The organism is Halomonas sp. A40-4, from assembly GCF_015767635.1.
In the GTDB taxonomy this organism is placed as follows: Bacteria; Pseudomonadota; Gammaproteobacteria; order Pseudomonadales; family Halomonadaceae; genus Vreelandella; species Vreelandella janggokensis.
The window spans coordinates 3374575-3386717 of sequence record NZ_CP065230.1; the positions used below are offsets into that span (position 1 = coordinate 3374575).

Sequence of the window (12143 nt, forward strand, 5' to 3'; positions counted from 1 at the left end):
GGCTATTCGCCGGGCTGCCAGCCATTAACGATCGGGTAGCGCCGGTCGCGGCCAAAGCCACGCGGGGTGACCCGCACACCAACTGGTGCCTGTCGCCGCTTGTATTCGCAGCGGTCAACCAGCTTGACGACCTGATAGACATCCTCCCGGGCAAAGCCCGCCGCAATGATCGCTTCGGCACTCATATCGCCTTCGATATAGCGAGCCAGAATGGCGTCGAGTACGTCATAATCGGGTAACGAGTCGCTATCCTGCTGATCAGGTGCCAGCTCGGCGCTGGGCGGGCGTTCTATGACGCGCTCGGGTATCGCCGGTGACTGGGTATTGCGCCAGCGCGCCAGCCGGTACACCCAGGTTTTGTATACGTCCTTGATGGCGTTGTAGCCGCCCACCATATCGCCGTAGAGCGTGGCATAGCCCACGGCCATTTCGCTTTTATTGCCGGTGGTCAGGACCATCAAGCCCTTTTTATTGGAGATCGCCATCAGCAGCACACCACGGCAACGCGACTGCAGATTTTCCTCGGTAGTATCCCGCTCGGTGCCCGCAAAGCTTTCCGCCAGTGTGCCCATGAACGCCTCCACCATGGGTTCGATGGGCATGATGTCATAATGCACGCCCAATAAGCGGGCCTGCTCGGCGGCATCCTGCTTGGAGATGTCAGCGGTGTAGTGGTAGGGCATCATCACCGCCTGGACCCGTTGCGGCCCCAGTGCATCCACGGCAATCGCCAATGAGAGTCCCGAATCGATACCACCGGAAAGGCCCAGCACCACACCATCAAACCCGCTTTTATTGACGTAATCGCGCACGCCGGTTACCAGGGCACAATAGAGACTTTCTTCGGGCTCAACTTCAGGCTCTATCTCCCCGGGTTGCGGCTCCCAGGTCGCGGCACTGGTTTGCAGTAACTGCACCGGCATCAAGCCGACCTCCCAGTAAGGCGCCAACACCTGTAGCTGCCCCTGGGCGTTGAAGCAACAGGATCCGCCGTCAAATACCAGCTCGTCCTGGCCGCCAATGGTATTGACGTAGACGATGGGCCGCTCGACATCCTGAGCACGCTGCTCGAGCAGGCGAAGACGTTCACTGGGCTTATCCTGATGATACGGCGACGCATGCAAGGTGATCAGCACTTCAGCGCCAGCCGTTGCCGCGGCTTTGATCGGCGCGCCATCCCACAAGTCTTCACAGATGGCGATGCCCAGTTTCACCCCTTTGTGCTCATGCACCAGCGTCTCGGTGCCCGGTGTGAAATAGCGCTGCTCGTCGAACACCTGATAGTTGGGCAGCGCCTGCTTGGCGTACTCGGCCTCCCATTGGCCGTTGTACAACAACCCCGCCAGATTATAACAGTGGCCTTCCCGTACACCGGGATACCCAATGATCACCAGCACGTCCGGCGACATCTTCTCGGCCATGCGGGCACGCGCTTCACGCAGACGCGTTTCCATGGACGGACGCAGCAGCAAATCTTCCGGCGGATAACCCGACAAAAATAACTCGGGAAACACCACAATGTCGGCACCGTGCTCAATGCGCGCTTCTCGCACGGCTTCAATGGCGCGTGCGGCATTGCCGGGAATATCCCCCACCAAGGGGTCGAGTTGAGCCATGACCAGCGTTAAATCTTGCATGGGCGATAAAATCTCTTGAGAATCTTTTAGAATGGAGACACACCATCAATACGCATTGTCCCGCAAGGGCCGCTCGCAGGCAAAGGCCGCGCTTGCAAATTGCATGAGGGCGCTAACAGGATGAACCTTTTGATTATTCGGCTACTCATTTTCGCGGTGTTGTTCTACGCCGGTCTCAAGCTTTTCAGCATGTACCGCCAATGGCAGCGTGAACGTCTTACCCAGCAGCATGACCAACAGCACGACGGCGGCCATATGGTACGCTGCCGCTGGTGCGACGTGCATTTACCCGAAGAGGAAGCGCTGCGCGAGGCTGAGCAATGGTTTTGCTCAAGCGCCCATCGCGACCGTTTCCTGCAGGAGCAGCAGAGCCAGCGTGATAACGACACCGACCCATAGCCTACCCGGCAGTTAATCGCTCTGGCGTCATCTGATACGGCGCCGGATCGATCAACGGTGGGCGCCCGAGCAACTGATCCACCAGCAGGTGCGTTGACGCTGGGGCAAGCACCAGACCATTGCGGTAATGCCCCGCATTCACCGATATATTCTTCCAGCCGGGCAGTTCGCCGATAAAGGGTACGCCATCCGGCGACCCCGGTCTCAACCCTGCCCAATGATACGCCACCGGATAGTCGGCAAGCGCTGGCACGATGCCCTCCGCACTCCGGCGAAGCGACATCAACGCTTCCTGATCAGTCGCCTTGTCGAACCCACACTCCTCGAGTGTCGAGCCGACCAGCAGCAGACCGTCGGCCCGCGGAATCACGTAGCGCCCGTCCTTGAGCACAACGCGCTTTACCAAGCCAGGCGGCGTTTGATAAGCAAGCATCTGGCCTTTTACCGGCCTGACGGGCAGCGAGACCTCAAGCGTTTCCAGCAGCGCCCCGGCCCAGGCGCCGCCACATACAATCGTATGCGCCGCGGTCAGCGTCCGCTGGGCAGTGCTTACACCCTCAATGCGCTCGCCGCGACGTACAAAGCCATTCACCTCACACTGCTCATGCAGCGTCACGCTGGGCATCGCCGATAACCGGGCACGCAGCGCCTTGCCAAGGCGCGGGTTACGCACGCTGCCCAGCGTCGGCATCCAGAGTGCTCCCTCGGTCGGTGGCAGGCAATGTTCTTTGGCACGCACCATATCCGCACTCACACGCTCAAGCGGCTTGCCCATTTGCCGCGCCCAGGACAGCGCGGAATCCGGATCATCCACGCTCAGGTACAGCAGCCCTTTTTGACGGTACTCCGGGTCGATACCGGTCTCTTCCAGCAAACGCAGGGCGAGGCTTGGATAGGCGCCTTCCGACCAGCGCGACAGTTGGGAAATCGCTGGAGCGTAACGCCATGGATACAGCGGCGAAACGATGCCGCCCCCCGCCCATGAGGCTTCTTGTCCACAGTCGCCACGCTCGACCAGACTGACCTTTTGCCCTGCATCGGCTAGCTGCAGCGCGGTCATCATGCCGATGACGCCGCCACCCACAATTAAGAAATCGCTCACACACTTTGTCCGCTTTGGCTTACATAAAAAAGTATCGGCAGCCCCTAAGGTAAGAGTTTCACCACCTGCCGCTTGCTCACGAGCATAACGGTGGGCGCCAAGGGGTCAAGTGCAAGGAGGCGATATGTATCAACCAGAATGGCGCATGAACGTTGCCAAGGCTCGGGGATTTACCCTGCTGGAGCTCTTGGTCACCCTGCTGGTCATGGGCATCATCGCTGTCTGGGGCATTCCCAGCTTTCAGGCGCTGGGTGAACGGACTGCGCGCACCGGCGAAATCAATCGACTGCAAACGGCGCTGGGCTTTGCCCGGCAAACCGCCATTACCCAGCGTCGGTCGATCACGCTATGCCCCATCGCCGACTCACAGACTACATCGCGCTGCGGCGATAACTGGAGCCAGGCTCTGATGGTGGTCCGTGGAGATCAAACCGAGGATATTGCGACAATCGACATACTACGCACATTTCCCGCCAGCGAACGCATCGACATTCGCTACAGTCGGGGCTGGCGGCGAATACGCTACGATGCGCTGGGCCACAGCAGCGGTTACAACGGACGATTTATCCTCTGCCCCCAGGGCGAAAAATCCCGCTCCAGAGGCAGCACCCTGATCTTGAGCCAACTTGGACGCTGGCGAGTGGCGCCCTCACCAACCCAATGCACCCACTAGCCTGGCCAGTGGCGTCTGTCAGCCTGTAATGCCGTCCAGGTAACGCTCAGCGTCCAGCGCCGCCATGCAGCCACTTCCCGCAGAGGTGATCGCCTGACGGTAGACATGATCCATGACATCGCCGCAGGCAAAGACACCAGGCACACTGGTCGCTGTGGCATTGCCTTCCAGCCCCGACTTCACCTTGATATAGCCACCGCTCATATCCAGCTGACCGTCAAAAATGCCGGTATTCGGGCTATGCCCAATGGCAATGAATAGCCCCGGCGCGTGAATATCCTTCAGAGTGTCGTCTTTTGTCGATTTCACCCGCACGCCGGTCACCCCGGTGTTATCACCGAGCACTTCTTCCACCTGCTGAAACCACTCCAGCACGATCTTGCCCGCATCGACTTTTTCAAACAGCTTGTCCTGGAGAATTTTCTCTGCGCGAAGGGTGTCACGACGATGCACAAGGGTCACCTTGGAGGCGATATTCGAAAGGTAAAGCGCTTCCTCAACCGCGGTGTTGCCGCCGCCGACGACAACGACCTCTTGATTACGATAGAAGAACCCGTCACAGGTGGCGCAGGCCGACACGCCCTGCCCCATGAACTGCTGTTCGCTGGGCAGGCCCAGGTAACGCGCGCTGGCTCCCGTCGCCACGATCAGCGCATCGCAGGTATATACACCATTGTCGCCTTTCAAGGTAAAGGGTTTATCGCTTACGCTAACCTCGTGGATATGATCAAAAAGCACTTCGGTATTGAAACGCTCGGCGTGCAGCTTCATGCGCTCCATGAGCTCAGGGCCTTGTACGCCTTGCGCATCACCGGGCCAGTTATCCACGTCGGTGGTGGTCGTTAACTGGCCACCTGCTTGCAGTCCGGTAATCAACAGCGGCTTCAAATTGGCGCGCGCCGCATAGACCGCTGCCGTGTAGCCTGCCGGGCCAGATCCCAGAATGATTAAGCGCTCGTGACGTGTTTGCATGACACCACCTTGTAAAGAGTCGGCTGATAATTTTGCACAGAGTCTGCCTGAAATGGCGTCAAGTACAAGGGATTGCAAGGCCAGTATTACCCAAAAAGGTCGCTGCGACTTGAAACCGCAGGCGTACAGACCCACCTCTAATAACAACCATGGGCCATGATGCTCGGGTGTAACGACCCGGATGAGCCATACTGATAGTCGTCATATCAAGATCAGCCAGAGGAAAGGAAGACAGTGACCGGCGCGCATCGCGCAACGCCAAGCAATAGAGAGGAGAATCGCATGAGCAAGCTTTCTGACACGGAAAAAACATTAACGGTAGGCAACACGTCCTACCACTATTTCAGTCTGCCAGACGCAGCAGACACTCTTGGCAACATCGACCGGCTACCCAAGACACTCAAAATTCTGCTCGAAAACCAGCTGCGTTTTGCCGACGACGAGAGCGTTTCCCAGGATGACATGCAGGCCCTGGTCGACTGGCAGAAAGAAGGCAAATCCAGTCGTGAGATCGGCTACCGTCCCGCCCGCGTGCTGATGCAGGATTTTACCGGCGTGCCGGGCGTGGTCGACCTGGCGTCCATGCGCGCCGCTGTTGAAAAGCTCGGCGAGGATCCTGCCAAGATCAACCCGCTGTCGCCGGTGGACCTGGTCATCGACCACTCGGTGATGGTCGATAAATTTGGCAACCCAGCCGCTTTTCAGGAAAACGTCGACATTGAAATGCAGCGCAACCGGGAACGTTACGAGTTCCTGCGCTGGGGGCAACAGGCCTTCGATAATTTCCGCGTGGTGCCGCCCGGCACCGGCATTTGCCACCAGGTCAACCTGGAATACCTGGGCAAAGCCGTGTGGACCAAGCAGGAAGATGGTCGCACCCTTGCCTACCCCGACACGCTGGTCGGCACTGACTCACACACCACCATGATCAACGGGCTTGGTGTCCTTGGCTGGGGTGTTGGCGGTATCGAGGCCGAAGCGGCCATGCTCGGCCAACCGGTTTCCATGTTGATCCCCGAAGTGATCGGTTTCAAACTCACCGGCAAGCTACGCGAGGGCATCACGGCAACCGACCTGGTACTCACCGTGACAGAGATGCTGCGCAAGAAAGGCGTCGTGGGTAAATTTGTCGAATTCTACGGCGATGGCCTGAAAGACCTGCCGCTGGCCGACCGGGCGACCATTGCCAACATGGCACCGGAATATGGCGCCACCTGTGGTTTCTTCCCGGTTGACGACGAAACGCTTAACTACATGCGCCTGACCGGCCGTGAAGATGAGCAGGTTGCCCTGGTCGAAGCCTACTCGAAGGCTCAAGGCCTATGGCGCGAACCGGGCGACGAGCCGATTTTCTCTGACAACCTGCATCTCGACATGACCGAGGTCGAAGCCAGCCTCGCAGGCCCCAAGCGTCCCCAGGACCGAGTGGCCCTGAAAGACATGGCGTCGGCCTTTGAAAAATTCATGCAGGAAGATACCAACGCGGAACCGACCGCCAACGGAAAACTTTCCTCTGAGGGCGGCCAGACTGCCGTGGGGGTTGAGCGCAGCTTTGAACATGACACCAGTCAGGCCGTTAAGCTCAATGACCACGATTTCAGCCTCGACCCCGGTGCCGTGGTGATTGCCGCCATTACGTCGTGTACCAACACGTCCAACCCCAGCGTGATGATGGCGGCCGGCCTGCTCGCCCGCAAAGCGCGCGAAAAAGGTCTCACCACCAAACCCTGGGTCAAGACATCCCTCGCACCGGGCTCCAAGGTCGTCACCGATTACCTGGAGGCCGCCGATTTGAATTATGACTTGGACGCGCTGGGCTTCAATCTGGTGGGCTACGGCTGCACCACCTGTATCGGCAACTCCGGTCCACTGCCCGATGAGATCGAAAAGGCTATTTCCGACGGCGACATGGCCGTTGCCTCGGTACTGTCGGGTAACCGTAACTTTGAAGGTCGCGTTCACCCGTTGGTCAAGACCAACTGGCTGGCATCGCCCCCCTTGGTCGTCGCTTACGCGCTGGCGGGCAACGTCCAGTGCGACCTGAGCAAGGATCCACTGGGTCAGGACAGCAACGGCAATCCGGTTTATCTCAAGGATATCTGGCCAAGCCAGGCGGAAATCGCCACCGCTGTCGAGCAGGTCAATACCGCGATGTTCCATAAAGAATATGGTGAGGTGTTTGAAGGCGACGATATATGGAAGGCCATCAAGGTACCCGAAAGCAAGGTCTATCAGTGGCCTGAGTCGACCTATATCCAGCACCCGCCGTTTTTCGAGGGCATGGGCCGTGAACCCGACGCCATCGAGGACGTCCACAACGCCCGCGTACTCGCCATGCTGGGCGATTCGGTGACCACCGACCATATCTCCCCGGCCGGCGCCATCAAACCCGATAGTCCCGCCGGGCGCTACCTTCAGGAGAACGGCGTCAAGCCGGTGGACTTCAACTCCTACGGCTCGCGCCGCGGTAACCATGAAGTCATGATGCGTGGCACCTTCGCCAACGTGCGGATCAAAAACGAAATGCTCGATGGCGTGGTTGGCGGCGAAACCCGTCATGTGCCAAGCGGTGAGCAGATGGCGATCTACGACGCCGCGATGAAGTACAAGGAAGAAGGCAAGCCGCTCGTCGTGATCGCCGGCAAAGAGTACGGCACCGGCTCTTCGCGTGACTGGGCGGCCAAAGGCACCCGCCTGCTGGGCGTTCGCGCCGTGCTCGCCGAGTCTTACGAACGCATCCACCGTTCCAACCTGATCGGCATGGGCGTGGTACCGCTGCAGTTCCCCGAAGGGGAGAGCCGCAAGACGCTGGGGCTAACCGGTGATGAAGAGGTATCGATTGCCGGACTCAGCGATTTAACACCTGGAGGTAGCGTCAAGGTGACCATCAAAACTGCTGATGGCGAAAAAACCGTTGATGCCAAGTGCCGGATTGATACGGAAAACGAACTGGCTTACTTCCGTCATGGTGGTATCCTACATTACGTGCTGCGTAACATGATTGGCGCAGCCTAATCGGGAAACCGACCAATGCTTGCTGGCCCCCACCTTGTGGGGGCTTTTTTTTGCACGTAAGCCTAGAAAGCGCGCCGCCGGTAGGTGCGGTATTCCGGATTCCATGAAGCACGATCGATGGCAGCGCGCAGTTCGGTACCGCCGGTCTTGAGGGCCACACCGTTCTGTTGCGCCTGGGCCGCCACTTCAAAGGCGATGGACTGACTGATGTCACGGATACGCGACAGCGGTGGCAGCAGCGCGCCCCTGCCCTCCTTGACCAATGGCGCCTCCCGCGCCAATGCCCGCGAAGCACTCATCAACATTTCATCAGTGACGCGCGATGCCCTGGCAGCCACGACCCCAAGCCCGATGCCGGGGAAAATATAGGCGTTGTTACACTGCGCAATCGGATAGGTGCGGCCGTTAAAGACCACCGGTGGAAACGGGCTGCCGGTTGCCACCAACGCCTGGCCTTCCGTCCAACGAATGACATCCTCGGGCACCGCTTCCGCCTGGGAGGTCGGGTTGGATAACGGCATGATCACAGGATGCTCACACCCCGCGTGCATGGTGCGCACCACCTGCTCGGTAAAAATCCCGCGCTGGCCGCATACGCCAATCAGCACTGTCGGCTTGATCTGCGCAATCGTCTCTTCAAGCCCTTGCCCGTTCCAGTTGGCGACCAGGTCTGCCTCGTGGGCCAGGCGGCGTTGAAAATCGCGCTGCCAGGGCTGATCGTCAGTCATCAGGCCTTCTCGGTCCACCATGTAGATGCGCGCGCGGGCTTCGCTTTCGGGCAAGCCCTCCGTCTGCATGGCCACCACCACCTGCTCGGCAATACCGCAACCGGCAGAGCCGCCGCCGACGAAAACCACCCGCTGATCAGCAATGGTTTGCCCGCGAGCCTGGCACGCCGCCAGGAGCGTCCCTACGACTACCGAGGCGGTACCCTGAACATCGTCATTAAAGCAGCACAGCTGGTCACGATACTGCTCCAGCAAAGGCATGGCGTTGGCCTGGGCAAAATCCTCAAACTGCAGCAATACGCTGGGCCAGCGACGTTTGACGGCAGCAATGAAGGTGGCCATGAACTCATTGTATTCCTCCTGACCGATCCGCTCGTGCCGCCAGCCCATGTACATCGGGTCATCCAGCAGCGACTTATTGTTGGTACCCACATCAAGCATGATCGGCAGCGTGTACGCGGGGCTGATGCCGCCACAGGCCGTATACAGGGCCAGCTTGCCAATGGGAATGCCCATCCCGCCGATGCCCTGGTCGCCCAGGCCGAGAATCCGCTCACCGTCAGTGACAACGATCACCTTGACGTTGTCCTTGGTGGCGCTGCGCAGGATGTCGTCCATGTGCTCGCGGTCAGGGTAGCTGATAAACAACCCGCGGTGGTTGCGGTAGATATTGGAAAACTCCTGACACGCCTTGCCCACCGTCGGCGTGTAGATGATTGGCAGCATTTCTTCGAGGTGCTGTGACACCAGGCGAAAATACAGTGTTTCGTTATCATCCTGGATGGCACGCAGGTGAATATGGCGCTCCAGGTCACTGTGGCACTGCTGATATTGCCGATAGGCGCGCTCAAGTTGTTCATCGATCGTCTCCACCTTCTGTGGCAAGAGACCGATCAGGTTGAACGCCAGCCGCTCCTCCTGAGTAAACGCACTGCCTTTATTCAATAGCGGCATTTCAAGTAGGGAAGGACCGGCATAAGGAAGGTATAAGGGGCGTTTGCTCGCGGTGGTCATAAGCAGTCTCGTTTTTTAGCAAATTTCTATTGCAATGCAGCAACATAGCGCGTCTGCAGCCGTTTAGCGTAATGTAACATGCCCACCCTACAAAGGTAGCAAACAGGCGTTTTAAAGCGACAAAAAAGCCCCAACCAACGTTGAGGCGTAAATAGAAAAGTAGCCTGAAAATGGCGCTAGCTAATGACTTCTTAGCATGTTTTGGCCGTCGGCTTACGCGCAGCTTCCCCGGTGAAAAATAACGGGCGCAGTTTGACGCCTGCCATATTGCCGACAAATGCCGCCACTAACCAAAGCCAGCCATGGAGGCTGCCGGACGCAATGCCACTGAAATAGGCGCCGATATTGCAACCAAAGGCCAGTCGCGCCCCATAACCCAGCAAAAGGCCACCGATGATCGCCGCCAGTATTGAGCGTAGCGGAATCCTGAAGTTAGGCGCAAAGCGTCCGGCAAGGCTGGCCGCCGCTAACGCCCCCAGCATGATGCCCACATTCATGACAGTGGTCACGTCGCCCCATACGCTTGCGGCAAGCGCTGCCTCATTGCCTGGCGACTGCCAATAGCCCCACTGGGATACATCGCCACCCATCAGCTCGAAGCCTTTAGCGCCCCACAGTGCGAACGCCGAGGTAATCCCCCACGGACGCCCAGCCAACGCCAGGGTGGCAAAGTTCAATACCGCAAGGCCAATTGCGCCTGCCACCAGCGGCCAGGGACCCGCTAGCCAGCGCTGATAACCATGCTTGTCTACTGGCGTGGCTTGTTCGAGCCTGCCATGGCGGCCTTTTTCCATCACCACGGTAAACGCTGCAATGGCGGCAAACAGCACCAGGCTAATGGCGATACCGCCACCGGCGCCTGCCACCCTCACCAGGGAAACGGGCTGAAAGGCGGGCAGGCTTTGCCACCAGCTAAAGTGCGCGGTGCCGATCACCGACCCGACGATGAAAAAGATCAGCGTGATGACCATGCGGGCATTGCCGCCACCGGCCGTGAAGAGGGTCCCCGAGGCGCAGCCACCGCCTAGTTGCATACCCACGCCAAACAGAAAAGCGCCGACCAGCACCGAGATACCTATGGGCGCCACAAAGCCGTACACCTCTTGACCAAACAGCGTACCCGCGCCCAATGCGGGGAAAAACAGCACCACGGCCAGCGCCAGCATGATCATCTGTGCCCGCAGGCCGCGTCCACGCCGCTCTTTGATGAACACCCGCCACGCAGACGTAAAGCCAAACGCCGCATGATAAAGCACCATGCCAAATAGCCCACCGACGATCATCAGCAGACCGGTATTGGCCTCAAAGACCACACCGATGACCAGTGCGCCCAGCACAACCGCCGCTGTGGCGATAAGTGGCACACGATACGGGGCGGAGGGGGTTTCAGTCGTTGTCGACATACAGTCACCTTGGCAACACCAAAAGCGCCTGGCGGGGAAACCGGCGCTTTTGGTCGATATAGATAATAATGATGATGAGCCTACCGATTGCTCACGATAGCGTAAAATGCTTTATCGGGCATCTTCTATATCATTAAAGAATATAAACGCACCGTCCGGCGACAAGCACGCTTTTTTAGCCGATTCACCTTGAATCCGCGCCGATGCGGCTGCATATAAGGAGTCAAATTTCCTTATATCGCGAGTCCGTTTATGTCATCCATCATTGATCCTCGCACCGGTGAAGCATTAACCAGTCCTGAATCTGGCCAGGACGGCCAAGCCAGCGGCGACCAGCCACCGGTTCGCCCCGAAGACGTCATCATTGACCTCAACGCCGGTAATATCCAGCAAGTCCTGGAAGCCTCCATGAAAGTCCCGGTACTGATGGACTGCTGGACGCCTGACTCCGAGCCATGCAAACAGCTCATGGCGGTATTGGAGCGGCTCGCGGTCGAGTACGGAGGGGCCTTCCTGCTCGCCAAACTGGATACTCAGGCCAACCCTGAGATTGCCAGTCAGTTGGGCGTGCAATCAGTACCCGATGTTAAACTGATCAGCCAGGGTGGTCTGGTCGATGGTTTCCAGGGCGCGCTACCTGAAAAACAGATTCGTGAGTGGCTCAATCGCTATTTCCCAGCCCCGGAAGACGCGCCACCCAGCCCCGAGGAGCAGGCTGAAGCGGCTCTCAACGAGGGCGATCCCGCTGGTGCACGGGACATTTACCAAAACCTGGTCAGCCAATACCCGGACCACTACCCCTACCAGATCGGCCTTGCCCGGGCGTTGGTCAGCGAAGGGCGCCGCGATGAAGCCCGCAGCCTGTTGGACAACCTGCCCCCGGAAGAGCGCGACGCTCCGTCTGCCCGCGGCGTTCGGGCTAGCATCGAGTTCGGCGAACAGGCACTTTCCAGCGACGAAATTGCCGCCCTGGGTGACCGCACCGATAGCGAAGCGCAATACCAACGCGCCCTGCGTCAGGTAGCGGATGGCCAGTACGAAGCCGGACTGGAGGCGCTGCTGACGCTCATGAAGCAGGACCGCGCCTACAATGACGATGCCGCACGCAAGACACTGCTGCAGGTATTCGACGCCCTGGGAGCTGACCACCCGCTGACGGTCACCTATCGCCGTAAGCTGTTTGCCCTGCTCTACTGATCG

The 12143-nt window shown here is 58.9% G+C and carries 9 protein-coding genes; 4 read left to right on the plus strand and 5 right to left on the minus strand.

The window, feature by feature from the left end; all coding sequences use genetic code 11:
• Positions 1-2 precede the first annotated feature (2 nt).
• Positions 3-1637 (minus strand): NAD+ synthase, encoded by a 1635-nt coding sequence (locus IT895_RS15755; RefSeq protein WP_199284001.1) that lies wholly within the window; start codon positions 1635-1637, stop codon positions 3-5.
• A 120-nt stretch (positions 1638-1757) separates the two neighbouring features.
• Between IT895_RS15755 and IT895_RS15760 the strand changes: the two genes are divergently transcribed.
• Entirely contained in the window at positions 1758-2036 is a 279-nt protein-coding gene (locus IT895_RS15760; protein WP_085920135.1) for a PP0621 family protein, read from the plus strand.
• A 1-nt stretch (position 2037) separates the two neighbouring features.
• Here the strand turns inward: IT895_RS15760 and thiO are convergent, their stop codons facing one another.
• Positions 2038-3138 (minus strand): glycine oxidase ThiO, encoded by a 1101-nt coding sequence (gene thiO, locus IT895_RS15765; protein WP_085920134.1) that lies wholly within the window; start codon positions 3136-3138, stop codon positions 2038-2040.
• 124 nt (positions 3139-3262) lie between these two features.
• On the opposite strand from thiO, the gene IT895_RS15770 reads away from it, so the two are divergent.
• The gene (locus tag IT895_RS15770; protein ID WP_199284002.1) at positions 3263-3811 is read left to right on the plus strand and encodes a GspH/FimT family pseudopilin; all 549 of its coding nucleotides are present in this window, start codon (positions 3263-3265) and stop codon (positions 3809-3811) included.
• A gap of 18 nt (positions 3812-3829) precedes the next feature.
• Here IT895_RS15770 and trxB read toward each other — a convergent pair whose 3' ends face one another.
• Positions 3830-4783 (minus strand): thioredoxin-disulfide reductase, encoded by a 954-nt coding sequence (gene trxB / locus IT895_RS15775; protein WP_085920132.1) that lies wholly within the window; start codon positions 4781-4783, stop codon positions 3830-3832.
• A 282-nt stretch (positions 4784-5065) separates the two neighbouring features.
• Between trxB and acnA the strand changes: the two genes are divergently transcribed.
• Complete coding sequence (gene acnA, locus IT895_RS15780; RefSeq protein ID WP_085920131.1) at positions 5066-7798, plus strand: aconitate hydratase AcnA; 2733 nt, start codon at positions 5066-5068, stop codon at positions 7796-7798.
• A gap of 62 nt (positions 7799-7860) precedes the next feature.
• Here acnA and IT895_RS15785 read toward each other — a convergent pair whose 3' ends face one another.
• Together IT895_RS15785 and IT895_RS15790 are read right to left on the minus strand one after the other, a co-directional pair.
• A complete protein-coding gene (locus IT895_RS15785) occupies positions 7861-9540 on the minus strand; it encodes an NAD-dependent malic enzyme (RefSeq protein ID WP_199284003.1) in 1680 nt (559 codons plus the stop codon).
• 191 nt (positions 9541-9731) lie between these two features.
• Positions 9732-10943, minus strand: coding sequence for a YeeE/YedE family protein (locus IT895_RS15790; protein ID WP_085920130.1), 1212 nt, complete (start codon positions 10941-10943; stop codon positions 9732-9734).
• A gap of 252 nt (positions 10944-11195) precedes the next feature.
• On the opposite strand from IT895_RS15790, the gene IT895_RS15795 reads away from it, so the two are divergent.
• The gene (locus IT895_RS15795) at positions 11196-12140 is read left to right on the plus strand and encodes a co-chaperone YbbN (protein WP_199284004.1); all 945 of its coding nucleotides are present in this window, start codon (positions 11196-11198) and stop codon (positions 12138-12140) included.
• The last annotated feature ends 3 nt before the right edge of the window (positions 12141-12143 follow it).

Excerpts from the sequence above, each read along its gene's own strand:
- acnA (WP_085920131.1), top strand. The coding sequence starts at position 5,066 with ATGAGCAAGCTTTCTGACACGGAAAAAACATTAACGGTAGGCAACACG.
- IT895_RS15790 (WP_085920130.1), bottom strand. The coding sequence starts at position 10,943 with ATGTCGACAACGACTGAAACCCCCTCCGCCCCGTATCGTGTGCCACTT.
- IT895_RS15760 (WP_085920135.1), top strand. The coding sequence starts at position 1,758 with ATGAACCTTTTGATTATTCGGCTACTCATTTTCGCGGTGTTGTTCTAC.
- trxB (WP_085920132.1), bottom strand. The coding sequence starts at position 4,783 with ATGCAAACACGTCACGAGCGCTTAATCATTCTGGGATCTGGCCCGGCA.
- IT895_RS15785 (WP_199284003.1), bottom strand. The coding sequence starts at position 9,540 with ATGACCACCGCGAGCAAACGCCCCTTATACCTTCCTTATGCCGGTCCT.
- IT895_RS15755 (WP_199284001.1), bottom strand. The coding sequence starts at position 1,637 with ATGCAAGATTTAACGCTGGTCATGGCTCAACTCGACCCCTTGGTGGGG.
- IT895_RS15770 (WP_199284002.1), top strand. The coding sequence starts at position 3,263 with ATGTATCAACCAGAATGGCGCATGAACGTTGCCAAGGCTCGGGGATTT.
- IT895_RS15795 (WP_199284004.1), top strand. The coding sequence starts at position 11,196 with ATGTCATCCATCATTGATCCTCGCACCGGTGAAGCATTAACCAGTCCT.